Below are 25,419 nucleotides of genomic sequence, written 5' to 3'. Positions count from 1 at the left end.
GCGGGGACCCCCGTTACGGGGGTCCCCGCCACCTCGTGCTCGTCCGACGACGTCGCCTGGGCGGGCCGGTCAGTGCTTGACGTCGCTGCGTCGTCCGACCTGCCAGGCAGCGCAGACAGGCGCAGACAGGCTCAGGGCCGGTCGACCCCGCGCCACAGCTCGGTCATCGTCCGGTAGTCACCGGCCGCGTCGAAGTCCTCGCCCGCCACGGCGACGGCGGCGCCCTGGCCCAGAGCAAGCTCTTCAGCGCGCCTGGCAGCCAAGGCCTCACCGGTGGGCAGCGCAGGCCAGCCAGGGTCACCACTGGTCGCCATGTCCAGCACCCAGCCGCGCACCTGGTCGTCACGGGCCCTCATCGCCGGGGTGGACTGCGGCCAGCTGGCCCCCAGCAGCCCTGGACCGTCGCAGGCGTGACCCGCCTGGGCGCCGTCGGCCCGCCCGGTCATCGCCAGGTAGGCGGTGCCGCCGGCCGCGGCCTGAGCCAGCGCGGCTCGTGCAGCCGGGAGGCGGTAGATCCAGTCGGTGAGCATACGCTGACGTACCAGCCCTGGCGTGCTGCCCGCCTCCCCCGTCGGAGTCTCAGGAAGGCTCGCGTAGTGCGTCACCAGGGCCTCAGCCTGTGTCCGTTCGACCCCCAGGTCCTCGATCTCGCCACGCACGGTTTCCAGGTCCGCCGGGTCGAAGACCTCGGGGTTGCGGAACGCCGAGATCTCGTCCCGGGTGGAGCACACGAGGATCGGCGTCGAGGCCGCCCGGCCCGCTTCCAGCGCGCGCATGGGGTGCATGGTGAGCACGCCGGTGGGCTCGGCAGAGTCGTTCACAATTCCCAGCGCCTGGGGCGCGGTGGAGTTGCGCTGACCGATGTCCGAGACGGCGATTGTCGGCTGGGCCGAGAAGAGGTCGTCCAGCGTGGCGGTACGCAGGGCCTGGGGATCGCTCTCGACGTCAAGCTCACGCAGGAAGGCCGCCGTCATCTCCTTGGCACGCCATCCGGGGACGACACGGCTCATACCGCCCGAGGCGAGGACGAGCCCGGAGTAGAGCCCTGACGCCTCGTCAACAGCAGGAAGCGCACCGGCAATGAAGGCTCCAGCGCTCTCCCCCACGACCGTGACTCGGCTCGGGTCCCCACCGAAGGCTGCGATGTGGCGCTGGATCCAGCGCAGGGCAAGCACGGCGTCGCGAAGACCGAGGTTGGAGGCGCCGTCGTAACCGCCCAGGTGGGACAGCGAGAGGAAGCCCAGGACACCGGTACGGTAGTTGGGAGCCACCGAGATGACCCTGCCGGTGCCAGCCAGCGCTGAGGCGTCGGAGAAGGCTGAGGAGTTGGCGCCGTGCTCGAAGCCGCCACCGTAGATCCACACGACCACCGGAAGAGGATCCTCGGGCGTCTCCAGCGGCGCCCAGACGGTGAGGTTGAGGCAGTCCTCGCTCACCGGCGCACCCGGGTCCTCGTAGTAGGGCAGGGGCTGCGCCGGGGCGGGCCCCGGGGTCAGGGCCTCCTTCGGCAGGACGTCCACTGCCCGCGCAGGCTCGAAGCGCTCAGCGCTGGCGTACCGGATCCCCGCCCAGCGACGCACCGGGCCGGTGGAGGCCTGGATGGTCGCGCCCTCAGGCACGCGGGTCTGTGTGCTCGCGTCCTCGTGCACGTCAGGCCACCGCCTCGTCGCCGACCTGGGCGGCCTTGCTGGCGTCCTCACGCGAGCCGGCTCGGTCGAAGACGAGCCTGCGACCGGCGACGATGACCAGCAGCACCAGGGCGTAGGCCACCGCGTAGGAGACGACGTTGATGGTCAGGGACAGCTCGTAGCCTCCGGTGGAGTCGTGGAGCAGGCCGTGGACATAGACCATGATGGCGTTGCCCAGCGCCCCGAACAGGGAGACGGTGGACCAGATCGTGGCGTAGTCCAGGCCGCCGAAGACACGCCGCACCAGCAGCGGCAGGCCCACCAGCGCGAAGCCCTGGCCCATACCGGCGGCGAAGGAGGCCACCGACAGTGGGCTCTGACCGGAGACCAGGAGGAGGCCCGCCCAGCCGCCGCCACCGATCAGCGCGAAGACAGCCAGGGCGACAGGAGCCGGCACGTGGTCCAGCAGCACTCCGATAACGAGCTTGCCCGCTGCCGCACCCAGCAGGAGCGCGGAGAAGACGGCGCCGGTCGCCACCTCGGACAGGCCACCGAGGTTGAGGTAGGTCGGTACGTGCTGGACCAGGGAGGCCACGCCCTGGAGCAGGAGCACGATGACGACGAAGCCGACGAAGGGAGCGCTGCGGTAGGCGCGACGTGCCAGGACGCCGGAGTCGGCCGACTGCTCCGCGCCCGTGGTCGGGTCGTAGCCGTAGGGGGTGTCGACACCGGGCCGGCGCAGGCGCGTGATGAAGATGGTGAACGGCAGGATCGTCACACTCATGACGATCGCGGTCAGCACGTAGGCCTGGCGCCAACCGTCCTGAGCGATCCACGATCCCACCATCGGGGAGAAGATCGAGCCACCCACAGCGGTGAGCGCCCCGGTGATCCCCATGACCAGACCCAGCTGCTTCTCGAACCAGTTGGCCAGCAGGATGGCGATGGACATGGAGACCGCCACCGTCTTGGTCACGCCCTGGACCAGGCCCACGAGGTAGAGGACCCACATGTCGTGGGCCGTGGCGCCCAGCAGGTAGGTCGCCGCGGTCAGGGCGAAGGAGGTGGTCAGCAGGATGCGGGCGTCGACCTTGGCGAAGAGCTGACCGGTGACGGCCAGGATCGCGGCGCCGGCCAGGGAGCCGATGGTGGACATGAGGGAGACCTGCGAGATCGTCACCCCCAGGTCCTTGGCGATGGCCGTCCAGTACAGGCTAGCGGTGTTGATGGTCAGTCCGAAGCCGACAACGGACAGGACGCAGCAGGCAACGAAGACCCACCAGGCGTAGTGAATGCGCTTCACAGGACACTTCCTTGTGCGGAGGGAGATTCTTCCAGGACGGAAGAACCACCTAAAGTGTACGCACTTTTTATTTTTGTACGCATCTTGACGTGCCTCACATGACGACGGCGCCCCGCACCTTGCAGGAAAAGGTGCGGGGCGCCGTCGTCCAGTACTGCACGCGGCAGCGGGTCCTGTGCCGGGCTGCTAGCCCGGCACAGCCCGCGAGCGCAGCACGATCACTCGTCCGCGGCGGAGGGGTGGGTCATGTCAGCCGGGACCACCCAGGCATCGAACTCCTCGTCGGTGACGAAGCCGAGCTCGAGGGCGGACTCGCGCAGGGACAGGCCCTTGTGGTGGGCGTTCTTGGCGATCTTGGAGGCCTTGTCGTAGCCGATGTGGCGGTTGAGGGCCGTGACCTGCATGAGGTTCTTGTCCAGGTTGTCCTGGATCTTGTCCTGGTTGGGCTCGATGCCGTAGGCGCAGTTCTCGTCGAAGGACACGCAGGTGTCACCCAGCAGCTGGATGGACTCCAGCACGCACCAGGCCATGACGGGCTTGAAGACGTTGAGCTGGAAGTTGCCCTGCGAGCCGGCGAAGCCAACGGTGGCGTCGTTACCGAAGACCTTGACGGCGACCATGGTCATGGCCTCGCACTGGGTGGGGTTGACCTTGCCGGGCATGATCGAGGAGCCGGGCTCGTTCTCGGGGATGATGAGCTCGCCGATGCCGTTGCGCGGGCCGGAGGCGTACCAGCGCACGTCGTTGGCGATCTTCATCAGGGCGTCGGCCAGCACGCGCAGCGCACCGGAGACGAGCACGAGGGCGTCGTGGGCGCCCAGGGCTGCGAAGAGGTTGTCCGCCTGCGTGAACTCGATGCCGGTCTCCTCGGAGATCTTCTTGGCGGCGAGCGCACCGAACCTGGGGTGGGCGTTGAGGCCTGTACCCACCGCGGTGCCACCGATGGCCAGCTCGCGGGCGCGGGAGTCGGCGTAGCGGATGCCATCGAGGGCGAAGTCGATCTGGGCGACCCAGCCGGAGATGACCTGGCCCAGCCGGATCGGGGTGGCGTCCTGCAGGTGGGTACGGCCCACCATGATGACGTCGTCGTACTCCTTGGCCTTGGCGTCCAGGGTGTTGCGCAGCTGCTCTACGCGCGGGTACATCCGCTGGAGCTCGTCGACTACGGCGATGTGCATCGCCGTGGGGAAGGTGTCGTTGGAGGACTGGCCGCGGTTGACGTGGTCGTTTGGGTGGACCGGGGTCTTGGAGCCCATGACCCCGCCAGCCAGCTCGATAGCGCGGTTGGAGATGACCTCGTTGGAGTTCATGTTGGACTGCGTGCCCGAGCCGGTCTGGAAGACCACGAGCGGGAAGTGGTCGTCCAGCTTGCCGGAGATGACCTCGTCACCGGCCTGGGCGATGAGGTCGGCGATGTCGCGGGGCAGCTCGCCCAGCTCGGCGTTGGCCAGGGCGGCGGACTTCTTGAGCACGCCGAGCGCCTTGATGAGAGGACGGGTGAGGACGAAGGTCTCGCGTCCAATGTTGAAGTTGGTCAGGGAACGCTGTGTCTGCGCTCCCCAGTAACGGTCGGCGGCGACCTCGACGGCGCCCATGGAGTCGGTCTCGTTGCGCGTTGCAGCGCTGGTCTCAGATGCCATGGGACCAGGCTAGCCGGGAGCGCAGCGCCCGGCACGGGGACGGGCGTCCTAGTCCAGGCAGCGGGACCAGGTACCTGGACACAGTGAGAGGCCCTGGCGTCAGTCAGGCGCGCGCGAGCTCGGCCACGACTGCGTCCACGCCGTCAGCCAGGGTGCGGTGCGCGCCAGAGACCAGGCGGACGACCTCCTGAGGGTCCGTGGCGTCGGCCGCGAAGGACAGGTCGGAGACGACGCTCATCCCAGCCACGCGCACGCCCAGCTGGTGCAGGGCGATGGCCTCCAGGACCGTGGACATGCCGACGGCGTCCGCTCCCCCTCCCGCCAGCAACCGGGTCTCCGCCATGGTCTGGTACTCCGGGCCCCGCAGCGCCGCGTAGGTTCCCTCACGCTCGGTCCTCTCTCGCAGGACCTGGGCCAGGCGCCGGTCCCAGACCTCACGCACGTCCGCAAAGACCGTGCCGTCAAAGGGCGAGAAGCCCGTGAGGTTGAGGTGGTCGGTGATCGCCATGACGTCGCCGAGGTGCCAGTCGCGCAGGCACCCGTTGGCGTTGACGAGCACCGCAGCGCGTACGCCCGCTGCCGCTGCGGCACGAGCCGTCGCCACGACCGGTGCGGGACCGTGTCCCTCGTACAGGTGCGTGCGGCCGTAGGCGACGAGCACACGCAGGCTGGCGGCGTCGTCTCCCGGCAGGGCTCGACGGTAGGAGGCCAGCAGGTCCCGGTGGCCGGGGGCGACCGGCGCCAGGACACCAGGCAGGTCAGACAGCGGCAGCGTCGCCTCAGGTTCACCCCAGCCCTCCAACGCACCGTCAGCCCCTGAGCCGAGCACGACGAGCAGGTCGTGGCGGTCAGTGCCGGTGCGCCGCGCGATCTGGTGAGCGGCCTCCAGGGCCGGTCCAGGCCCGTCCACGCCGCCTGAGAGGGTGAGCGCCTCGAGCAGGACAGGATCCGTCGTCGTCATGCTCAGCGTCCTTCCTGACGACGCACCCGGGAGGCACCGAGCACCAGGTGACCGACCAGGCCGATGACCAGGGCAGCCAGCACGCCGAGGTTGGCGTAGGCCCACGCGCCCTCGCGACCGCCCAGGGGCGCGAGCAGGTAGCCCTGCCAGGACAGCCACGAGGCAGCGGAGTTGACCACGAGGCCCCAGCCCGCGAGCGAGCCGACGAGCACCAGGCCCACGGCCTCCCAGTTGACCGAGCCGTAGACACCGTTCGGCGTGGCCAGCGCGGCCTCGTCGTAGTCGCGCTTGCGCAGCAGGACCTCGGCGATCATGACACCGGCCCAGGCAGCAATGACCACGCCCAGGGTGGTGAGGAAGCCCTGGAAGGGGCCAAGGAAGTCGTCCGCGCCCGCGATGACGGCGATCGTGCCCACGGTCATGATCGTGGCGTCGATCGCGGTAGCCACGTGCCTCCTGACGGGCAGTCCCGTAGCCAGCAGGGACAGGCCCGAGGAGTACAGGTCCATGATGATGCCGCCTGCCAGTCCCAGGATCGCGACGACTGCGAAGGGCACGAGGAACCAGGTGGGCAGGATGGTGGTCAGCGCGCCGATGGGGTCAGAGTCGATGGCGGTGCCGAGCTCAGGGTCGCTGCCTACCAGCATGATGCCGGCGATGACCAGGACGACCACGGGCAGGGAGGAGCCGAAGGTGGTCCAGCCGACGACACCGGCGGTCGAGGCCTTGCGGGGCAGGTAGCGCGAGTAGTCCGCAGCGGCGTTGACCCAACCGAGCCCGAAGCCCGTGACGACCATGACCAGGGCGCCGATGACAGCGGCGGCGCTGCCCGCAGGAAGCTCCGACAGCGCGGAGAAGCTGATCTGCGGAGCGACGAGCACGAGGTAGATGACGGTCAGCGCGCCCGTGGCCCAGGTGATCCAGGTCTGGACCTTCATGATGGTGTCGAAACCGAGGATTCCGGCTGAGGCAGCCAGCCCCACGGTGATGAGGAAGCCGACTACCTGGGCACCGACCTGGTTGTGCCAGCCCAGCGCCTGCAGCACTGTGGCCGAGGCGAGCGTGGCGCTGACGCACAGCACGGTCTCCCAGCCCACGGTGAGCATCCAGGAGATGGCGGCGCTGAGGCGGTTGCCGTTGTAGCCGAAGGCCGCGCGAGACAGGGCGAGCGTAGGAGCCGAGCCTCGCTTGCCCAGGACGGCGACGACGCCGCACAGGCCGAAGGAGACCACGACCCCGACGACGCTGGCGACCACGGCCTGCCAGAAGGACAGCCCGAAACCGAGGACCCATGACCCCCAGGACAGGCCCAGGACGGAGATGTTGGCTGCGAACCAGGGCATGAAGAGGTCGGAGGGGCGCCCCTTGCGCTCGGACTCGGCGATGACGTCGAGCCCGGCGTTCTCGATGAGGCCGGATCCGGCCTCGGGCGCAGCGGAGGGTGAGGAGGTGGAGGACATCAGCGTCCCCTTCTGTGTGAGGAGGGAGGGCGGCAGTGCCATGGGACCATCACAGCCTAAGGCCACGCCCAGGCCACGGCTTCCCTGAGCACACGGTTGCGGGAATGGGCCCGGACACATCGCCTAGGGAGAACATGATCGCTCTGGGGCACCAGACTACTGCGCACCACCAGCGGGCATGGGAGACTGTGGCTGCAACGTCACCGACGAAAGGAGCCCACGATGGCAGACAGCGACGCTACTTTTGACAAGCTCGCCGGCAAGGCCAAGGAGACCCTCGGCAAGGTCACCGGTGACAAGGAGTCTGAGACCGAGGGCAAGCTGCAGAACCTTGAGGGCAAGGTCGCTGAGAAGGTCGACGACGTCAAGGACTCCGTCCAGGGCGTGGTCAACCGTCTCAAGGGCGAGGAGTGACTCGTCCCTGACGCCCGACACCCGACAGGATGTTCAGCTCGGTGCCTGCCTCCCGCGCGGGAGGCAGGCACCGCTTGCGTCTGTAGGTACCGTCAGGCACCTCCGTCTCCGTCCAGGTAGCCCTCCTGCTGAGCGTCCCGCTCACCTACGGCGCCGGTGGCGCGGACAGGTCGTCGTCGACCCGGTCCTCCGGATGGAGGTACCCTGCCTTCTCCAGGTCGCTGGCCAGGTCGTCGACGACAGCGTCACCGGCCTCCCACAGCCCGGTGCGATAGGCCGTGCGAGAGACCATGTGGGCCGAGACCGGGTTGGTGGCGATCTGGAAGGCGGCCACCAGCACGCAGATACCAGCCACCTCCCAGCTGCGCTGGGAGACGACGATACCGGTGAGGATGAGGAGCAGGCCGAAGACCTGCGGCTTGGTGGCCGCGTGCAGGCGCGTGATGACGTCAGGGAAGCGCAGGACCCCCACCGCGGCCGTGAAGCAGAAGAAGGCCCCTGCCAGGAGCAGCAGGGCCGCCACGAGATCTGCCACCCCGTTCATCGGCGTCCCTCCGTATCAGCGTCCGAGTCCTCGCCGTCCTCGGCATCGTCCCAGCTCTGCGCAGCCTCAGACGCAGCCGTGCTGCAGGCCTGGGCCACGTCCAGCGCCCGTTCGCTCGTACCCCGGGACACCGCGGGTGCAGAACCACGTCGGTTGGAGCGGCGCAGGTCGCGCACCTGTGCCGCCCGGCTGGAGATGAGGCGGGCGATAGCGACGGGGCCGGTAAAACCGATGAGGCTGAGGACCACGAGCACCGGCAGCGCGGTGACCGAGCCGGAGACGACGACGTACAGGCCCGTTGCCGCAACCGTCACCGCTGTCAGAAGGTCGGTCGCGATCGAGCGGTCCAGGCTGGAAGGCCCCATCGCCATACGAGCCAGCGTCATGGCCGCGGCAGCAAGGAGCAGGACCAGTGTCAGGGCGTGAGCCACCGTGATGAGCACGCTCATACCGTCTCCTTCCCCGCCGACTCACCAGTACCGTCAGTCACGACGGCAGCACCGGCGTCGTCCACGGAACCGACCGCAGCACCGTCCGACAGACCGTCCCGCTGGCTCGCCTCAGGACGCTGGCCCGTACCGAGGGCCTTGAGGACCTCCCGTGCGCGAGCGATCTCCTCGTTCGTCCCGAAGGCACGCAGGATACGCAGCTCTGCCCTCAGCGCCGCCTCCTGCTCGGCAGCGACGTCGTCGGCCCTCATGTCGAAGATGTGCATGTACAGCGTGCGTGTGCGCCAGCGGGCCTCGACCACCACAGACCCCGGCACGATGGACAGGATCGTGCCGGTAGCGACCTGGTAGAGATCAGCGTCCGAGCTCAAGGGAACCGCGACCACGCCCGAGCGCGGCTGACGTCTCCATGACAGCGCGAACCACGCCAGCTCCACCGAGGCACGGGCCAGGTCCCAGGTCACCGCCGCCACGAGCCGGAGAAGACCGACCGGATGGATCCACCCGGGCCACACGATGGCCGGCATCGGGAACAGGACAGTGACCGCCACGGCGATCAGCGCCCCGCTGACGAGCGTGAAGACGCTGAGCCTGCCGGCCAGGAGCACCCACACCACCGTGAGCAGGACGAGGTTGACGCCCTTCCCGCTCAGGTCGCGTGGGCGTCGGAGGCGTCGTCGTGCCCGCTCGGCTCCCTCACGCGCGCGCGTGCCCAGCTGGTTGTCCATCAGCGACCTCCCAGCACGGTCGTGACGTAGCCGTCGCTGAGCAGCATCGTGGCAGCGTGCTCACAGAACTCGTACAACGGTCCTGCTGCCACCGTCAGTGCCAGCGAGACAGCGATCAGCCCCAGGCTCGCTCCGACCATGACACCAGGCATGGGCTCGGCCACGTACGTGGAGGCGACTGCCGGTGCCGCCGGCGTCCCGCCCTCGCGCACGGCAGGCGTCACCGTGGTGACCGGGGCGGATGCCTGCTGCGCCGTCGTCTCCTCCGGATGCACGGTTGAGGCGGAGAGCCTGGACGAACGGGACGTGCCGGTCCTGCGGGCACCGACCACACGGACCTCGCCCCAGAAGGCCCGGTTCCAGACCTTGGCCATGACGTAGAGCGTGAGCAGGCTGGCGACCACCGAGGTCACCACGAGCAACCAGGCCAGGGGCGTGCCCACCTGGGCACCGGCCCGCATGAGCCCGATCTTGCCGATGAAGCCGCTGAAGGGTGGGATACCAGCGAGGTTGAGAGCCGGGATCCCGAAGAGCAGCGCCAGCCGCGGGGACAGCGAGGCCAGGCCAGAGACCTTGTCCAGCTCGGTCGAGCCTCCCACACGAGCCATGAGGCCCGCTGTGAGGAAGAGAGCCGTCTGGATGGTGATGTGGTGGGCCGTGTAGTAGATAGCGGCCGCCACCGAGCCCGTAGTCGCCAGGGCGACGCCCATGATCATGTAGCCCACGTGGCTGACCAGGGTGAAGGAGAGCAGACGCTTGAGCTCGCTCTGGGCCACGGCCCCCAGGATGCCCACCATCATCGAGGCGCCCCCCACGATGAGCAGGATCGTGGTCAGCGGCCGCTCGGTAAAGATCAGGGTCTGCACCCGCAGCATCGAGTAGACCCCGACCTTGGTCAGCAGCCCAGCGAAGACGGCGGTGACCGGCGCAGGCGCCGTCGGGTAGGAGTCAGGCAGCCACGCGGAGAGGGGGAAGACCGCGGCCTTGATCCCGAAGACGGTGAGCATGAGCGCCTGGATCATCAGCTGCATGTCATCCGGCAGCTGTGGCACACGCTGCGCCAGCTCGGCCATGTTGACCGTACCGGTAGCCGTGTAGACCACAGACAGCAGGATGAGGAAGAGCGCCGAGGAGACGAGGTTGACCACCACGTAGATCGCGCCGGCCCGGATACGCGGCCGGGTCGCCCCCATCGTGAGCAGGACGTAGGAGGCGAAGAGAAGGATCTCGAAGCCGACGTAGAGGTTGAACAGGTCCCCGGCAAGGAAGGCGTCCGAGACCCCGGCGCTGAGCAGGAGCAGGGTCGGGTGGAAGATCGACACCGGCGTCTCCTGACGCACCTCCTCCTGGTCCTGCCCGGTGGAGAAGACCAGCACGGCCAGGGTGACGATCGAGGCGACCAGCAGCATGAGGGAGGACAGCCGGTCTGCGACCAGCACGATGCCGGCCGAGTCCGGCCACGCCGCGACCCACAGGGTCTGGATGCCGTCAGTCTCGGTGAGGTAGACAAGGAAGGCCGCCACGACGACGACGGTGCCCAGCGCCGCCACGGACAGCGCTCGCTGGAGCCGGGGTCGGCGGCCGGCGAGCAGCGCCAGCGCGGCGCCCAGCATGGGCACCAGGACAGGAAGGGCCAGGACGTTGCTCACTCGCTGACCACGTCCTCTCCCGTGTCAGAGAAGGTCTGTTCCTCGAAGGAGGTCGAGGTCTCGTCCCGCTCGGCGAGCTCACGGATACGACGGTCCTCGACGTCGTCGCGGACCTCATCGTGGCCGGAGAGCTGGAAGGAGCGGTAGGCCATGGTCATGACGAAGGCGGACACGGCCATCGTGATGACGATGGCGGTGAGCACCATGGCCTGCGGCAGCGGGTCCGTCATCGCCGCCGGGTCCTCCTGTCCCAGGATCGCCGGCCGACCGGCGCGGCCGACGGCGACGAGGAAGAGGACGTTGACCCCGTTGCTCATGAGGATGACACCCATGAGGATACGCGAGAGTGAGCGCTCGGTGAGCAGGTAGACCCCGCAGGCCACCAGCAGGCCCGCGACGAGTGCGAGGGTGAGGTTGGCGGTCATGGGCGCTGCTCCTGGGCCGGGGCGGTCACGGTCGAGCTGGGACGGGGTACAGGGGCGCGGTGCTCTCGCGCCTGGGCGTCGATGCCGGCTCCCAGGCTTCGGGCGTAGTCGAGCAGGACACCGACGACGACGAGGTAGACGCCGACGTCGAAGACCGTGGAGGAGACCAGGTGGAGCTCCTCTCCCAGCACCTGGACACTGATCTCATAGCTCTGCAGGACGGTGCCGCCCAGGGCAGCGGGTGCCAGCGCTGAGACGAGGGAGACGAGCAGGCCCGAGCCCAGCAGGTGGCCGGCGTCGATCGGTGCCGCTTCCTCCAGCTCGCTGGCTCCGGCAGCCAGGTACCGGGTCATCAGCGCCATACCAGCCACCAGGCCGGCCGCGAAGCCGCCACCAGGGGCATTGTGCCCGCGCAGGAGCAGCCACACCGAGACCATCATCATGACGCCGAAGACGATCCTGGTGACGACCTCGAACAGCAGCGAGCGCGCTGACGGGCTCAGAGAACGCGAGCCACGCAGCCAGGCATGGTCCTCCCCGACGCCGCCACGGGTGACCCGGCGGCTGCGTCCGGCGCCCCGTGCCACGTGCCTGACGTTGCGCGAGCGCAGGAAGATCAGGCTGGACACGCCGGTAGCGGCGATGACGAGCACCGAGATCTCGCCGATGGTGTCCCAGGCTCGGGTGTCGACCAGGACCACGTTGACGATGTTGGAGCCGTAGCCAAAGCTCTTGGCCGACTCGTACAGCCCGGAGGACGCCGGCTCGTCCACGCGCAGGCTGGGAGCGATGAGCGCCAGCAGGACCACCACGAGACCGACGGCCCCTGCGAGCAGGACCCTCCACCAGCGGGTGGCAGCCAGCGGCCGGTTGGTGAAGTAGCGCGGCATGCGCCGCAGCAGCAGGACGAAGACTACGAGGGTAACGGTCTCAACCAGCACCTGTGTCAGAGCCAGGTCCGGGGCGCCGTGCATCTGGAAGAGCAGAGAGACCCCGAACCCGGTCACGCCCACCAGCAGGACCGCGCGGACCCTCCCGCGCGAGCCCGCGGCCAGCAGGGCAGCTGCCACCATGACGACGGAGACGACGACCTGGGCCGGGGAGTCAGCCCAGACTGTGGTCTTGGGCCAGTTGGTCGTCAGCAGCAACGGCGTCCCCACCGCAAGCACGGCGACCGTGAGGATGACTGAGAGATAGACCGGCAGGGATCCTGCCTGGACCCGTGAGATCGTCTCGACGCCCGCGCGCTCAACGGCACGTACCCCGCGCCGGTACCACTCGTCAGCAGGAACGACCTCAGGGAAGGTCGACTGGATCCGAGCCACCCGCTCACGGCTCGTGAACAGGACAGTACCACCAATGACTGCGATGGCCGAGGCAGCCAGAGGCGCCCCCAGCCCGTGCCACAGGCCCAGGTGTGTACTAGGCAGGCCCAGCGGCATCGAGTCGGCGTAGGGCTCCAGGACGTGCCCCAGCATCGAGGAGAACATGCCACCAGCCAGGCTGCCCAGCGTCAGCACCGCCGGAGCCAGCAGCATGCCGCGCGCCGGCATCGTCAGAGCGGTGTCCTCCTTACCAGGCTTTCGAGCGAGCGCGCCCCAGACCAGGCGCAGGGAGTAGGCCATCGTGAGAACTGAGCCCAGGACGACCGCGATGAGGACCAGCACCGCCACGGCCGGAGGCAGGCCCGTGCCGTCCCCCTGGCGCACGAGGGCCACCAAGGCGGCGAAGGCGGCCTCCTTGCCCACGAAACCGAGCATGGGCGGGAGCCCAGCCATGGAGGCGGCGGCCAGCACCATGACGACGCTGAGGGAGCGCATGCGCCGCCCCACCCCGGACAGCTCGCGCAGATCGCGGGTCCCGGCAGACTTGTCGATGATACCGATGACGAGGAAGAGGGCCGACTTGAACAGGGCGTGGGCGATCGTCATGGCCAGCCCCGCCAGCGCGGCCGAGCGGGTACCCATGCCTGTCAGCAGGACCATGAAGCCGAGCTGGCTGACCGTGCCGTAGGCCAGCAACAGCTTGATGTCAGTCTGACGCAGGGAGCGCCAACCACCGATGAGCATGGTGACTGCGCCGAGCAGCCCCACGGCCAGGCGCCAGCCAGGTACTGAGGAGAAGGCAGGAGCGAGTACCGCCACGAGGTACACCCCTGCCTTGACCATGGCGGCGGCGTGCAGGTAGGCGGACACGGGCGTGGCGGCGGCCATGGCACCCGGCAGCCAGAAGTGGAAGGGGACCAGCGCAGACTTGCTCAGGGCGCCCACGAGCATGAGCAGCGCCGCGACCGTCGCCAGGGTGCCGCTCGGCGGCGCTGCCACGATGGCTGACAGGCTGAGCGTGCTGGTCAGCACCCACAGGATGACGATGCCCACCAGCATCGCCAGTCCCCCGATCGTGGTGACGATGAGCGCGGTCAGCGCCGCACCGCGGTTGGCCTTGCGGGTGAAGTCGTTACCGATAAGCAGGTAGCTGTAGACGGTGGTCAGCTCCCACATGACGTACAGGACGATGAGGTCGTCGGCGCTGACAAGCGCGAGCATGGTGCCGGCGAACCAGGTCAGCAGCGTCAGGCAGCGCGTCGCCGCCGGGCCAGGGCTGAAGTACCAGCGGCAGTAGAGAAGGACGAGCGAGCCGACACCGGTGACGATGAGAGCGAGCACCCACTGCACCAACCCCATTCTCAGTGCCAGGGACACCCCGAGAGCCGGGATCCAGCTGAGGTCAGCCGCCAGGGTGCCGCCAGAGGTGATGGTGCCTGCCTGCGCCAGGAGCCAGGCGAAGGAGGTAGCCGGGACGAGCGCGGCGAGGAAAAATGCCCGGGTGCCGATCCTGCGGGCCAGGAGCGGCACGACGCCACCAACCACCATGTGGAGGGCGACGAGGGCGAGCAGCACGTGAGGCTCCGTTTCGATCGCGGACAGGAGGCAGGTCGCGGAGGGCGCCGGACCAGCGTACCGGGCATCATGATCCCGGTCCGACTCCCCCCGCTCCTGGCGAACACAGGAATAGGCTGCCGCGGTCCGCGCGCACCTGTGCGGACAGGACCCAGGCCTGCACATTGTCAGGACCCGTGGGCCCTGACTGCGTACCTAGCTAGCGGAAAGAACCAGGCCTAGGCATATCAGGACTTGTGGACTAGGCATCGTCTGCTGGCGGCCTTTACGCTCTCTGCCGAGACTGGGGCCGTGAAGCACGCCCAGAGGACAGCACTGCCGCACTAGCACTCGGGAGCAAGTCTTGCCCTTTACCTACAATGCGCCCGCGAACCCCTACCTTGGACCCGCAGGTGCGGCGACCATGCACTGCGACGCACAGGCATCCGATGCGACACCACTATCGGGTCCTGGAATTCCTGCAAGCGGAGGGAAGTGGAACGTCAAGACCATCCCTCTGGGCGGTGCCTGCCCCACCATCCTTTCCGGTGCTGATGGGATCATCCAGATCCTGTGCACCAAGGTGCTCTCCTCTGATCTCATTGGACTCCAACCGAATGTCACCACCATGAGCTCGGACGGCACTGTCTTAAATGACCTCAACCTGCCCAAGGGAGCTCTGCTCGGCGGTGTCTACGCGTACGTGGACAATGAGAACCGCATGGTGCTGGTAGACGGGACCTCCACGCTCATCCGCGTCACCCATGACACTGACGGCCGCAACCTGCGGATTGACCAGCGCGTAGACTTGTCCTCGGTGCTCCAAGGTGACCAGGTGGTCGGACTGACCCCAGACTGGCAGGGGCGGGTCTGGATCGCCTCCAAGAAGTCCCTTGTGATCGTCGTCGATCTTGAACGCGGCCTCATCCGTGCCACCCCACTGCGTCAGTTCAGTAGTGACGAGAACGTCGACAACTCGATCTCCTCAAGCCCTGATGGTGTCAACGTCATCACCAACTACGGCATCTATCAGCTCACTGCAGGCGCCGACAACACCCCGCGTATTGTGTGGGCCCACAGCTACGACCGCGGCACCCACCGCAAGCCTGGCCAGCTGTCCTGGGGATCCGGCGCCTCTCCCACCTTCTTCGGGCCGAGCGGCGGCGAGTACGTCATGCTTTCTGACAACGCCGACAGCCAGGAGTCGGCGATCGTCTACAGGGTCTCCGATGGGGAGCTGATCGGGTCAGCAGCGCTCTTCCAGGCAGGCAAGTCTGGCACCGAGAACTCGATGATCGGCATCAATAACACAGTCTTCGGTGCCTCAACCTACGGCTACCCCTATCCCAAGTACCCGGACGGTGCTGGGACCTCAGTTCCTGCCAGCGCGCCCTTCGCTCCGGGGATGGAGCGCTGGGATGTCACTGATGACGGCTTGACGCAGGTGTGGAACCGCACCGATGTCTACTCAGCGGCCGTCCCCCGCCTGTCTGTCCCCGACAACCTCATCTACACCTGTGAACGTCGTCCTACTCTCATTGGCACCACGGGCAGCAACGTTCACGCCGTGGCCATCGATCCAGAAACGGGCCTCACCCGTTACGAACAAATAATTCCCGGATTGGCCGCAATCGGTGGAATCGACACATTGGAGATGGTCGGCCTCATCAAGGACGGCATCTGGTGGCAGGGAACAATCAGCGGCGTCATCCGCATCTCGATGGGAGCCTAAGGACCATGACCTCATCCCTTTCGCGTCGCACCGTCCTGGCTGGCACCTCCTGGGCCGTTCCTGCGATCGCCATCGCTGCGGCAGCTCCCGCCCTGGCTGTCTCTCAGTCCTCCCCCTCATGCGGCGCAACACGCGCAACGGCACTGCGTCGTTACGAGGGGCAGAGCCTGAACCTGACGCTGTCATCCCCCGTCAAAGTCCCAGTGGCCAAGGAGAAGAATGCGAGCATCTTCATGCCTGCCACGACCACCATGTCCGTCCCACTCACGCTGACTATCGCCAACACAGGTACAGTGCCCCTGCCTGCCGGGACTAAGGTCGTCTTCTCCGTGTGGACGCTCGACTCCTCTGGGATCCTCAATAAGAAGCCCACAACGCTCGTTGCCACTGCCGGGAAGACACCCAATTCACGCAATGAGAGCGTGGACTCACTGATTTCGCCGACCTTATCCTCCCCGCAGTCCAGCCTTGAGACTGCCTGCACTCTCGATCCCGGGCAGGAGATCACGATCGACCTCACCTGGCAACGCAGCAGGCGCAGCGACAACCTCGCCAATCTCCAGTTCCTCGCCCGCATCGTCACGGACAGCAGCCTGGCTTCCTACACCGAGTTCCAGTCGGATGAGGTCATCGGCGGGACAAATCACTGATCTGGTTCCGCTGTGGGGCACGGCGGCTACCGTGCCCCACAGCGGTGGGTCTGCGACGAGTCACTCCGCGTCCCACACGCCGGCACTGCCATACCGACGAACTCAGCTCTCCAGAACGTGGCTCACAATGATCTTGCCGTGCACGCCACCGGCCATAAGTACCTCCAAAGCCTGGAGGGTCTGTTCAGCGGGCAGGACTCGCCCCACCACTGGGCGCAGGACGCCGTCGTCCACCATCCGCGCCAGACTGCGCAGTCCATCACGATCAGGCCGGATAAACAGGAAGCGGTAGGTGACGCCCAGGCGGGCCGCACGCCTGCGCAGCCGCCAGCTCATCGCACCGAGAGCTGCCTTGACCATGATCCCCGAGCCTAGGCGGTCAGCCAGAGTCGGCTCAGGTGTGCCTGCCAGTGAGACCACCATGCCACCTTTGCGCACCACCTGGAGCGAGCGCTCGAGTACCTTGCCGCCCTGGGTGTCCAGGACGAGGTCAACCGGGCGATGCCTGAGAACATGGGTGAAGTCCTGGCTGGTGTAGTCAACGTGCTCGTCCGCACCGAGGTCACGGACGGCCTGGGCGCTGGAGGCCGAGGCTGTGGTGATGACATAGGCCCCCAGGTACTTGGCGACTTGGATCGCGATCGACCCCACTCCCCCGCCACCGCCATGGATGAGGACTCGCTGACCGGAGCTCAGACCCCCCAGGCCCACCAAACCCTGCCACACTGACAGGCCTACAACCGGCAGTCCGGCGACGTCAACGAGCGGGACCGAGGAGGGGGCGAGCGCGAGGGCAGCAGCATCAACCGTCACGTACTGGGCGAAGCTTCCCATGGCCTGCGGACCCGGGAAGCCGTAGACCTTGTCCCCCACCGCAAGGCCATGGACCTGACGACCCACCTGGATCACCTCACCGCTGAGCTCGGAGCCCATGACCTTAGGCAGGTGCAGCGGGAAGAGTGACTTCAGCTCGCCCAGGCGCAGACGCTCGTCCAGGTGGTTGACCCCACTGGCCACCACCCGCACGAGGACCTCGTGATCCTTGGGCTCAGGGCGGGCGATCTGCGTCGCGCGAAGCGGGGCACCGTACCGGTCCAAGACATAGGCACGCACACATTCCTCCACGTAGTTATATTTTGCAACTTCTTGGGGTAAGCGTAGCCTTAGTGATAACAGAACGCAACCACGAGGAGCGCCATGATTGAGCAACCGAGATCCTCCTGCCCAATCAACCGCAGCATCGAGCTTCTGGGCGACCGGTGGAGTCTGCTGATCCTGCGGGACATCACAGCAAAGAACCACCGTTCTTTTCGCGAGCTGCTCACCGGTAGCGAGGAAGGCATCAGTGCCCCACTACTCTCCCGGCGCCTGGCAGACCTGACAGCGCACGGCTTCCTCACCAAACAGGAGGCGCCTCGCGGCAAGCAGGGGCGCTACAGCCTCACCGAACTAGGGATCGCCACCGTGCCGCTACTCATTGAGCTCAGCCGACTGGGCACGCTCATTGACCCCACGACTGCCACGCATATGCCGCTGGAGAGCGCCGAGTTAGAGCGCCGGATCCAAGCGCTACGGAGTGAGCACCTGGGCACACAGGACTGAGGAGCAACTGCTGTCCGTACGGGACGGATATGAGCCCTCTCGCCGCGATGGCCCCACGACGGCGGCCACAGGATGCCCCCCCCCGGCCCACTGTCACCGTCGCACCCTCCAGCGCAGACAGTGTCAGCAGCGGCAAGCGGCCAGGAGCAGCACAAAGACCCGCATCAGGGACCGACGCAGCCTGAGGATCTCTGCCACGAGCAGATCCCACCACCCCACGCGGGCGCACTCATGACACTCACTTCTCGATCCGGTCCAGTCGGGTGGCGGCAACCGGGAAGAGGGCTGCCATCACCATCAGGAAGCCTGTGATCCTGCCGCACCGGCGTGATCATGGCTCAGTATCCCCGGGGCGGCGCGAGCAAAAGTTGTGCAACCGTCCATGGTTGTCCATGTCAACGGTCAAGACGCATATCTCGCACTCACTGCGTTGTGGCGCGGTAGAGGTTGACGAGGTACTGGCGCCGTCCGCACCGTGAACTGCTCACCCTAGGACAGCACAGGAATGGTGCCTCGGGAGGACAACAGCGAGACCCGTCCATCAGGCGAGCGATAGCAATAGCGGAACCCCGCGTTTTTCGCGCCACGCTCCGAGGCCACCGTTCCCCTTGTCCTCCCACGGCACCATCGCCTGCTATCCCTGAAGCACCCCCGGGTCACGGCGGTGGACGGCATGACCAGCAAAGAACCCGAGTCGCTCGTAGTAGCCCAACAGCTCGCGGTCACAGGCAAGGTCAACGGCGTACATACCATCCAGCTGCTCCAGTATCCGACGCATGAGCTCGACGCCGATCCCCCGCCCCTGGTAATCCGGATGGACTTCCAGCCAAGGGATGAAGGCGTTGAGGACACCGTCACTGATGGCACTGACATAACCGACCACTCGTTCACCGTCCAGTGCCCACACTCTCCGGTAGCTGCCGTCCATGACGTCCACGAGCTGTTGCGGGCTAGGAGGAGTCGGCCAGCCAACGAAGAAGCCCGAGACCTGCTCGGGACGAACGCAGTCTGGTTCAGTGAGATAGGTCAGCGTTGACATGAGCGGAGTCTAGGACCGCGGCCGCCACGGAGACCAGGCTGCCCACCAGGCCGGCGCCAACCCACCTTAGAGGCCAAGCCCCTAGCCATTTGCTCACACTGGTGGCCGGCCATGAGAGGCAACGGGTGATTCGAGAGCCTCCTGCAGAGCCACAGGATGCTCCAAGGCCAGCCACGGGAAGCAATGGACGGTTCAGGATATATCACTGAGCGATTCCGGGATTCTCTCACCCGCGCCTGCAGTCACCGTCACCTCATGCTCACCAGTCAGACAACACCCTATATAGACAATCTAACTACTTATCTTTAATATCTAGATATGTCTCCTAAGATCGCGCGGGCCCATGTCACCACGGGCTACCCACCCGCATGGCTACGTGGCTTCCTGCCGGCCGCCGTCCTCGCCGTTATCTCCCGCGGCCGCACATACGGCTACGCCATCACCCAAGCCCTTGAGGCTGCCGGGCTGGGGCACGTGAAGGGTGGCGCGCTCTACCCGGTTCTCACCACACTGGAGAAGGACGGCCTGGTCAAGGCCACCTGGGTCGCAGGCGACGGCGGTCCAGGACGCAAGATGCTCACCCTCACCGAGGCCGGCCACAGCCAGCTGGAGGCCTATGCCACTCAATGGACCCAGTTCTCCGGCACGATCGGTGCCCTCCTACTTCCTCCACAGAAGGCCGCCCTAGCACCAGATCCTCCCCTAAGCCGGAACGCTCCCCGACACCCCATTCCCTGAACACCTGGAGTCTGCCCATGACAGCGAAGAACCGTGCCGACCTCAGTCCTGCTGACCAGGCTTGGATCGATCGCCTCGCCATCGAACTGATCCGGCGCGGCGACCTCAGTACCGCGACCACCGTATGTCTGCGTGACGCCCAACGCGAAGCCCTCATCGCCCTGCGGGCCGAGGAGAAGGCAGAGGGCACCTGCCCCACCGATGTCTCCGAGCTCTTTGGCCAGCCCGATGTCCTCGCAGCCCAGCTCGCCGCGGAGACCGATGATGAGGAGGCGCGCGCCGCCGAGGAACGCCAGGAAATCGGGCTCGTCGCGCAAATCTGCTCTGTCATGACCGTGATCGGCATCTACTTTGTACTCATCTGGCCCTTCCAGATCCTCGTGGGTAACAAGCACACCCACTTCGGGGTGGATCACGCACTGGGATTTGCGAGCCTGGCACTCATAATTGGTGGACTGTGGTCCACCATCCGCACCGCCTTGCGGGGGCAGCCCGGTCTGGCGGCCCGGCGGGCAACGGCTACGTTCATCGGAATCGGAATCTTTATCTGGGCCGTCACCTCCGAGGGATGGTGGCAGGGCCCGAGCTGGCTCGGTGTCCCCTATGGAGCATTCCTCGTGGTTGTGGGATGGCACTACATGGACTGGGACAAGGAGGACTACTCCCGCCACAGCCGTCACGGCACACCCGAACAGTGGTACGCCCAGCTTGACCGGCGCCTGGCACGGCCGGAGATGGTCGGCCGTTCCGTGCGCGAGCGGCTGGTCGCCGAGACTCGCGCCCTGGTTGGCACCGCCGATCCTTGGGAGGAGCTTGGCGACCCAGGTGGGTGGGCACGGCGCTTGGTCCACGAGGATGGGCAGGCGCTTGTCTCTCACAAGCGCGGAGCCGGATTCCTCCACCTCGCCATAGGGATGCTGGCCAGCCTGGCTGCGCTCGGGAGCTTCCTCGCGTACGAGTGGCCCGCTGTTGCTGCCTGGACACTGACAGCCCTGTGGCTGTGCGCAAACGGCCTGGCCCAGGTACGAGGGGCCAACCACACCCCTGGCCACACTCGCCGGGGCGGAGGGAAACAGTAGCCCTGGTACCAGGTACGTACACATGCCCTGGCCGTGCCTCACTGGGGCCGAGGTGCCAAGGAGGCCCTGCCCCGGTACGAGGGGCTGACCACAAGCACCAAGACCAGGCGAGGCGCCAGTCTGGGGCCGACAGGCAGTGACTGCGTCAGGGCAAGGAGAGACTGGGGCTGGGCGCAGGGGAACAGCATCCTCACCAGACTGACAGAGGCAGTCATACCTAGCTTTCACGGAAAACCTCAGGCCTGTGAGCACCGGTGCCACATAGAGGGGTACCAACCAGCCGTCCAGGGTTGCAGTCCCAACCCGCGCAGACCGGTGCTACACATAAGAGCGCCAGCTGTCCGCCCGGGGCCGCAGCCCAGGCCTGTGCGGACCAGTGGCGCACAGGCCTGGGGCTCGGCTCAGCGCCGGGTCCGGCTCAGCACAGTGCCCGAGCCGATGAGTCCAGCGGCAGCCAGAGCCACGAGCACCACGGTCGCACCAGTCTGGACCAGCGGCCGCATCGGCTTGGTCACGTGTACCGTCTGCGCGGCGTCGTCGAGATCCTCGTGGGAGGCCAGGACCACCTGGCTACCAGGCTCGTAGACTCGCTCGAAGGCCACGAGGTCGTGCCCGGACAGGGCTGTGGTATCGAAGGAGAAGCTGACGACGGCGCAGTCAGTGGCCGAGGCCGGTGTGAAGTCCGTCGAGGCCACCACCTCCTTGCCGTCCTTCCCGGTCAGCGGCTTCCCAGCCTTCCGGTCCATGAGCCGTCCCTGGACCGTGTAGGTCCGCCCCGGCTCGAAGGTAGTCGTGTTCTTGGGACACACCGTGTCCTCCAGCACCACAGGACCGGGCGAGACCTCGTGGTCGCCGTCGGACGAGTCAGTCAGCGTGGTCCCTACTCCTGGAACCGGCGCACCCGTGACGGTCTGACCCTCGTCCTCGATGTCCGTGTGGACGGCCACGGTGCGCCCGTCCAGGGTCACGTTCTCGAACATGACGACGGTCTTGCCGTGCAGCAGCCAGGCCGGGACCGTCACCTCCACCACCGCGCAGTCAGAGGCGTCCGACGGAGTGAACTGCGCCGTGCCGGTATAGGGCTGACCTGCCTCGTCCAAAATCGGCGCTCCCGTCGCCCTGTCCATCGCACGTGCGGTCAGGGTGTAGGTTCTGCCAGCCTCCAAGGGCTTGCCCTCCTTCTGACACACCTGGTCGGCGATGGTCACCTCGCCGGTGGCCGGAAGAACCTTGTCACCATCAGACTTGTCGCTCGCCGTCGTCCCGATCTCGGGCCGTACCGGCTCCGGAGCCACCACGTACTGCTCACTGACGTCCTCGACCGAGGAGGTGTAGGCCGCGGTGCGGTCGTCTCCGGCGAAGCTCGTCACGAAGACGTAGGTGCCGGGGACATCAGCCCCGCCGCCGTCCTTCTTGACCTTGAAGGAGGTAGAGCCGACGTGGAAGTAGGCGCCGTTGCGGGCCGGCACCTGGAGGCTGGCAATGACCTCAGCCTGGGCCTTGTTCGCCTCGGAAACCTTCAGGCCCTCCGGGAAGAAGAGCAGCGACTGCGTCATCTCCTTCTCGTCCGCCCCGAATCCCATACCGCCTTCGAAGTCCCCGTGGTTAGAGGGAAACCCTTCTACGAAGAGGTCGTCCGAGAGGTACTCACCGCTCTTCGTGGCGTGGACCTGGATGGTTGAGTCGATCTGCGCGCGGTAGACGACGGAAGTGGTCTCCTCGGCCACCCCGTACAAGTCCGACCAGCCCGAGGCGATCCAGCGTCCGTGAGCCGCCTGGTCCTCCTCCAGCACCCGCCACACCCAGGTCAGGAAGCCCGGGCCGACAGGTTGTCCGAGACAGGCCTGGACCTTCTCCCCCGGCCCGTTCGCCGTGACCTTGACACGTCCCAGCTCCTTGGCGCGTTCAGGAACGCCCGGTGCCGTCACTGGCAGGGTCTCCGGCTCCAGCCGGTAGGCAGTAGCGGTGTAGACCACCGGGACGAAGCCACCCTCGTCGAAGGAGTCGGGCGAGACGATCCTGGTCCACTCCCCGTCGCGGTAGGCCGGGTCGACCGATGCGGTCAGCGTGTCGCAGGGGACGGACTCCGGCTCAGTGACCTTCCACTCCTCCACGTGCGAGGTACCCACGGGACGAAAGTCGAAGTTCTCGCTGCTCGTCTCGTTGGCCAGGCCGTAGCCGTCGAGCCAGTCCGCAGCCACATAGGACTCGTACTGCCCCTGGTCGATCTTGCGCACCTCCCAGACCCAGGTGACAAACCCCCTCTTGCCCAGCTCAAGGCTGGCACGCAGGTCCTGCCCCGGCCCGGTCGCCGTCGCCGTCGTCTCCCCCACCTTCTGCGCACCCTGCGGGACCTGGTCACTGTGAGCCGGCCGGGATCGTGACCAGTAGGCCGTGGCCCTGTAGACCACCGGGACCGGCTGACCAGCCTCAGCCATCCAGGAGGGGTTGCTATAGGACTCATCCGTCGCCGTGGTCAGGGTGTCACTGATCGCGCCGTCGGTGTTGACCTCGACCGTGTGAACCTGGGAGGTACCCATCGGCTGGAAGTCATAGCGCACCTGGAAAGGGGTTCCGGGCTGCTCGATCTCGATCATCTCGGTGCTCGTCTCCGGCCCTCGCGTGATCATGTCCTGGGCCGAGCCGTCATTGGGGTAGTACCTCAGTACCTGCTTGGGCACGCTGAAGCGGGCCGAGTAGCTCACCTCACCGTTGCCCGTCGCCGTCCAGGCCAGCGAGACCGGCGAGTCCTGCGTCACCCCTGACCAGGTCGCGGTACCGGTGGCGTCAAAGACCGCTGGCCCTACGAGCGTCACCGTCACCGGGACGCTGGCGATGAGGCTTCCGTCCGCTGCGGTGGAGGCGATACCTTCGATCTGCCCGCTGCGCCCCGCCTCCTGCCCCTGGGCCTCGCCCGTGGTGAAGGTCCGCGGGGTTAAGACCCTGGCCTCAGCCGCGTAGGCCTCAGCCAGGGCGTAGGCAGAGGGGAAGGCGGACGGGATCTCGGCGATGATGCGGGCAGCCTCGGGGGCGACGTCGTAGTTGGCGTGGGCGAGGATAGCGAGCGCGGCACGTGAGTCCGCCTGGTCCACAGGCTCGTACTTGGTCAGGAGCCAGTACATCTGGGCCGGGGCGATCTTCAGCGCGGGCGCCGTGTCCGCACGCTGGACCTGCTCGGTCAGCTCACGGGCGTCCACCATCTGCGCGGCCGTCCTGATCGGGGCCGGCCCGAACTCGATGCACCAGTTGAGCACACCCGGTGTAACCGGGTCCGAGTTAGCTCCCAGCCAGTGGTAGGTGCCTGCAGAGTCGTAGAAGGGATAACCCTCACCCGTGTTGGGAGGAATCTTCGTCACTGCGGCCTGGGCCTGCGCATGGAACCCAAGGCTCGGAGACAGTGGCAGCGCCGTCATTCCCACTAGTCCGCTGGCCAGTGCCGCTGCCGCTACGACGACGGCGCAACCCCGTCGCAGACCGCCAGGCCCCGGTATCATCATCCCCAGCCGTGAGCGGCGCGCTCGGGGCTCGCGCCAGGTGGTCGTCTTGGCCATCTCCGTCTTCCTTTCGTGAGGATGGGTAAGAGACCCCGCGCACGAGCGTCGGTTTCCTAGGCCAGCAAGGCTCGTGCTCCGGGGTAGGTGTTCCGGTGTGCCGCTCACGGCACTCCTCTGTTCGAGGCCGTTGAGACGACGATAGGCGACGGGGCCGACACTCCCGCCTGCATATCCACAGGCACGCACCACAGCGTGCTCCAACGCGCGTCTGTGGTGCCCGGGCGACGACTCCCCCGACTGATAAGGTCGCCGGCCGTGAGCAAGCAGATCATCGTCAGTGCGGTCGTCATGCTCGACGACGACGGCCGGCTCCTCACCGTTCGCAAGCAGGGGACCCATCTGTTCATGTTTCCCGGAGGCAAGCCTGAGCCCGGAGAGGACGCTGCCCAGACAGCCGCCCGGGAGACTGACGAGGAGCTTGGGATCGCCGTCGCCCCTGAGGACCTCCAGCCGCTGGTCACCTTCACCGCGCCAGCCGCCAACGAGGCAGGACACGACGTCGTCGCTCACGTCTTCGCTCACCCGTACGTGCCCGGGGCTCTGCCTGCTCACGAGATCACCGAGCTGCGGTGGACCAACCTGTCAGCGCCGTTGCCTGACGACCTGGCACCGCTGACCTACGCCGTGATCCAGACCCTGCGCGTCATGGACCAGAGCCACTCTCATCACGCTGCCGCACGATAGCCTTCATCGCGCGCCGGATCCTGGGCAGCTTTTATCCAGGACGACCGCCCGGTGCTCATGACGCTCGACGAGGACACCTCCATCAGTCCGGCCTCACTACCGGCCACCTTGAGGAGACCCCGTACTCCGCCTGGTGCCCGTGGCCGGACCTCATGGTGCAAGAGCCTGACGGCCGCTACCGTCTTCAGGACGCCCCGGGTCGCCTACCGCTTCAGCTCGCGATCAGGGCCCGCAAACGCTAGACGACCCCGTCACGCCATC

21 protein-coding genes are annotated in these 25,419 nt (G+C 67.0%); 7 read left to right on the top strand and 14 right to left on the bottom strand.

What is annotated here, in order from left to right; genetic code table 11:
• Nucleotides 1–131 precede the first annotated feature (131 nt).
• From HRL51_RS03220 to HRL51_RS03200, 5 genes are all read right to left on the bottom strand, one after another.
• Nucleotides 132–1,649, bottom strand: coding sequence for a carboxylesterase family protein (locus tag HRL51_RS03220; protein WP_172193366.1), 1,518 nt, complete (start codon nucleotides 1,647–1,649; stop codon nucleotides 132–134).
• 1 nt (nucleotide 1,650) lies between these two features.
• Nucleotides 1,651–2,931, bottom strand: coding sequence for an MFS transporter (locus HRL51_RS03215; RefSeq protein ID WP_172193364.1), 1,281 nt, complete (start codon nucleotides 2,929–2,931; stop codon nucleotides 1,651–1,653).
• A 218-nt stretch (nucleotides 2,932–3,149) separates the two neighbouring features.
• On the bottom strand, nucleotides 3,150–4,571 hold the full coding sequence (gene fumC / locus HRL51_RS03210) for a class II fumarate hydratase (RefSeq protein ID WP_172193363.1): 1,422 nt from the start codon (nucleotides 4,569–4,571) through the stop codon (nucleotides 3,150–3,152).
• Nucleotides 4,572–4,674: 103 nt separating this feature from the next.
• A complete protein-coding gene (locus HRL51_RS03205) occupies nucleotides 4,675–5,532 on the bottom strand; it encodes a purine-nucleoside phosphorylase (protein WP_172193361.1) in 858 nt (285 codons plus the stop codon).
• Between the two features lie 2 nt (nucleotides 5,533–5,534).
• The gene (locus tag HRL51_RS03200) at nucleotides 5,535–6,992 is read right to left on the bottom strand and encodes a purine-cytosine permease family protein (protein WP_172193359.1); all 1,458 of its coding nucleotides are present in this window, start codon (nucleotides 6,990–6,992) and stop codon (nucleotides 5,535–5,537) included.
• 222 nt (nucleotides 6,993–7,214) lie between these two features.
• Here HRL51_RS03200 and HRL51_RS03195 point away from each other — a divergent pair, with 222 nt between their 5' ends.
• The gene (locus HRL51_RS03195; RefSeq protein ID WP_172121358.1) at nucleotides 7,215–7,406 is read left to right on the top strand and encodes a CsbD family protein; all 192 of its coding nucleotides are present in this window, start codon (nucleotides 7,215–7,217) and stop codon (nucleotides 7,404–7,406) included.
• 145 nt (nucleotides 7,407–7,551) lie between these two features.
• On the opposite strand, the gene mnhG is transcribed toward HRL51_RS03195, so the two are convergent.
• Genes mnhG through HRL51_RS03165 form a run of 6 tightly spaced genes read right to left on the bottom strand, consistent with a single transcriptional unit; the run spans nucleotide 7,552 to nucleotide 14,101 of the window.
• Nucleotides 7,552–7,950 carry a monovalent cation/H(+) antiporter subunit G gene (gene mnhG, locus HRL51_RS03190; RefSeq protein ID WP_172193358.1) on the bottom strand — a complete coding sequence of 133 codons (399 nt, stop codon included), beginning with the start codon at nucleotides 7,948–7,950 and terminating at the stop codon, nucleotides 7,552–7,554.
• Nucleotides 7,947–8,399 carry an MrpF/PhaF family protein gene (locus tag HRL51_RS03185; protein WP_172193356.1) on the bottom strand — a complete coding sequence of 151 codons (453 nt, stop codon included), beginning with the start codon at nucleotides 8,397–8,399 and terminating at the stop codon, nucleotides 7,947–7,949. The genes mnhG and HRL51_RS03185 overlap by 4 nt, the downstream gene beginning before the upstream one ends.
• Nucleotides 8,396–9,127 (bottom strand): Na+/H+ antiporter subunit E, encoded by a 732-nt coding sequence (locus HRL51_RS03180; protein WP_172121355.1) that lies wholly within the window; start codon nucleotides 9,125–9,127, stop codon nucleotides 8,396–8,398. The genes HRL51_RS03185 and HRL51_RS03180 overlap by 4 nt, the downstream gene beginning before the upstream one ends.
• On the bottom strand, nucleotides 9,127–10,776 hold the full coding sequence (locus tag HRL51_RS03175; RefSeq protein ID WP_172193354.1) for a Na+/H+ antiporter subunit D: 1,650 nt from the start codon (nucleotides 10,774–10,776) through the stop codon (nucleotides 9,127–9,129). Before HRL51_RS03175 ends, HRL51_RS03180 begins: the two co-directional genes overlap by 1 nt.
• The gene (locus tag HRL51_RS03170; RefSeq protein WP_172121353.1) at nucleotides 10,773–11,201 is read right to left on the bottom strand and encodes a Na(+)/H(+) antiporter subunit C; all 429 of its coding nucleotides are present in this window, start codon (nucleotides 11,199–11,201) and stop codon (nucleotides 10,773–10,775) included. Before HRL51_RS03170 ends, HRL51_RS03175 begins: the two co-directional genes overlap by 4 nt.
• Entirely contained in the window at nucleotides 11,198–14,101 is a 2,904-nt protein-coding gene (locus tag HRL51_RS03165) for a Na+/H+ antiporter subunit A (RefSeq protein WP_172193353.1), read from the bottom strand. The genes HRL51_RS03170 and HRL51_RS03165 overlap by 4 nt, the downstream gene beginning before the upstream one ends.
• 607 nt (nucleotides 14,102–14,708) lie before the next feature.
• On the opposite strand from HRL51_RS03165, the gene HRL51_RS03160 reads away from it, so the two are divergent.
• Nucleotides 14,709–15,812, top strand: a complete 1,104-nt coding sequence (locus tag HRL51_RS03160) for a hypothetical protein (protein ID WP_218957650.1) — start codon at nucleotides 14,709–14,711, stop codon at nucleotides 15,810–15,812.
• Between the two features lie 5 nt (nucleotides 15,813–15,817).
• Nucleotides 15,818–16,462, top strand: coding sequence for a hypothetical protein (locus tag HRL51_RS03155; protein WP_172121350.1), 645 nt, complete (start codon nucleotides 15,818–15,820; stop codon nucleotides 16,460–16,462).
• 102 nt (nucleotides 16,463–16,564) lie between these two features.
• Here the strand turns inward: HRL51_RS03155 and HRL51_RS03150 are convergent, their stop codons facing one another.
• Nucleotides 16,565–17,575, bottom strand: a complete 1,011-nt coding sequence (locus HRL51_RS03150; RefSeq protein WP_172193350.1) for an NADP-dependent oxidoreductase — start codon at nucleotides 17,573–17,575, stop codon at nucleotides 16,565–16,567.
• An 84-nt stretch (nucleotides 17,576–17,659) separates the two neighbouring features.
• Between HRL51_RS03150 and HRL51_RS03145 the strand changes: the two genes are divergently transcribed.
• Nucleotides 17,660–18,064 carry a winged helix-turn-helix transcriptional regulator gene (locus tag HRL51_RS03145; RefSeq protein ID WP_172121348.1) on the top strand — a complete coding sequence of 135 codons (405 nt, stop codon included), beginning with the start codon at nucleotides 17,660–17,662 and terminating at the stop codon, nucleotides 18,062–18,064.
• Between the two features lie 634 nt (nucleotides 18,065–18,698).
• Here HRL51_RS03145 and HRL51_RS03140 read toward each other — a convergent pair.
• Nucleotides 18,699–19,103, bottom strand: a complete 405-nt coding sequence (locus HRL51_RS03140) for a GNAT family N-acetyltransferase (protein ID WP_172121347.1) — start codon at nucleotides 19,101–19,103, stop codon at nucleotides 18,699–18,701.
• 318 nt (nucleotides 19,104–19,421) lie between these two features.
• On the opposite strand from HRL51_RS03140, the gene HRL51_RS03135 reads away from it, so the two are divergent.
• Entirely contained in the window at nucleotides 19,422–19,841 is a 420-nt protein-coding gene (locus HRL51_RS03135) for a PadR family transcriptional regulator (protein ID WP_172193348.1), read from the top strand.
• 17 nt (nucleotides 19,842–19,858) lie between these two features.
• Nucleotides 19,859–20,920, top strand: a complete 1,062-nt coding sequence (locus tag HRL51_RS03130) for a hypothetical protein (protein WP_172193346.1) — start codon at nucleotides 19,859–19,861, stop codon at nucleotides 20,918–20,920.
• 401 nt (nucleotides 20,921–21,321) lie between these two features.
• Here the strand turns inward: HRL51_RS03130 and HRL51_RS03125 are convergent, their stop codons facing one another.
• Entirely contained in the window at nucleotides 21,322–24,471 is a 3,150-nt protein-coding gene (locus HRL51_RS03125; protein WP_172193344.1) for a VaFE repeat-containing surface-anchored protein, read from the bottom strand.
• A 258-nt stretch (nucleotides 24,472–24,729) separates the two neighbouring features.
• Between HRL51_RS03125 and HRL51_RS03120 the strand changes: the two genes are divergently transcribed.
• The gene (locus tag HRL51_RS03120; RefSeq protein ID WP_218957649.1) at nucleotides 24,730–25,158 is read left to right on the top strand and encodes an NUDIX hydrolase; all 429 of its coding nucleotides are present in this window, start codon (nucleotides 24,730–24,732) and stop codon (nucleotides 25,156–25,158) included.
• Nucleotides 25,159–25,419: the final 261 nt, after the last annotated feature.

Origin of the sequence: Actinomyces faecalis, assembly GCF_013184985.2 — a bacterium.
In the GTDB taxonomy this organism is placed as follows: Bacteria; Actinomycetota; Actinomycetes; order Actinomycetales; family Actinomycetaceae; genus Actinomyces; species Actinomyces faecalis.
This window is presented reverse-complemented; position numbering and strand designations above follow the sequence as displayed.

Excerpts from the sequence above, each read along its gene's own strand:
- fumC (WP_172193363.1), bottom strand. The coding sequence starts at position 4,571 with ATGGCATCTGAGACCAGCGCTGCAACGCGCAACGAGACCGACTCCATG.
- HRL51_RS03185 (WP_172193356.1), bottom strand. The coding sequence starts at position 8,399 with ATGAGCGTGCTCATCACGGTGGCTCACGCCCTGACACTGGTCCTGCTC.
- HRL51_RS03195 (WP_172121358.1), top strand. The coding sequence starts at position 7,215 with ATGGCAGACAGCGACGCTACTTTTGACAAGCTCGCCGGCAAGGCCAAG.
- HRL51_RS03155 (WP_172121350.1), top strand. The coding sequence starts at position 15,818 with ATGACCTCATCCCTTTCGCGTCGCACCGTCCTGGCTGGCACCTCCTGG.
- HRL51_RS03160 (WP_218957650.1), top strand. The coding sequence starts at position 14,709 with ATGAGCTCGGACGGCACTGTCTTAAATGACCTCAACCTGCCCAAGGGA.
- HRL51_RS03205 (WP_172193361.1), bottom strand. The coding sequence starts at position 5,532 with ATGACGACGACGGATCCTGTCCTGCTCGAGGCGCTCACCCTCTCAGGC.
- HRL51_RS03140 (WP_172121347.1), bottom strand. The coding sequence starts at position 19,103 with ATGTCAACGCTGACCTATCTCACTGAACCAGACTGCGTTCGTCCCGAG.
- HRL51_RS03125 (WP_172193344.1), bottom strand. The coding sequence starts at position 24,471 with ATGGCCAAGACGACCACCTGGCGCGAGCCCCGAGCGCGCCGCTCACGG.
- HRL51_RS03180 (WP_172121355.1), bottom strand. The coding sequence starts at position 9,127 with ATGGACAACCAGCTGGGCACGCGCGCGCGTGAGGGAGCCGAGCGGGCA.
- HRL51_RS03170 (WP_172121353.1), bottom strand. The coding sequence starts at position 11,201 with ATGACCGCCAACCTCACCCTCGCACTCGTCGCGGGCCTGCTGGTGGCC.
- HRL51_RS03135 (WP_172193348.1), top strand. The coding sequence starts at position 19,422 with ATGTCTCCTAAGATCGCGCGGGCCCATGTCACCACGGGCTACCCACCC.
- mnhG (WP_172193358.1), bottom strand. The coding sequence starts at position 7,950 with ATGAACGGGGTGGCAGATCTCGTGGCGGCCCTGCTGCTCCTGGCAGGG.
- HRL51_RS03145 (WP_172121348.1), top strand. The coding sequence starts at position 17,660 with ATGATTGAGCAACCGAGATCCTCCTGCCCAATCAACCGCAGCATCGAG.
- HRL51_RS03200 (WP_172193359.1), bottom strand. The coding sequence starts at position 6,992 with ATGTCCTCCACCTCCTCACCCTCCGCTGCGCCCGAGGCCGGATCCGGC.
- HRL51_RS03130 (WP_172193346.1), top strand. The coding sequence starts at position 19,859 with ATGACAGCGAAGAACCGTGCCGACCTCAGTCCTGCTGACCAGGCTTGG.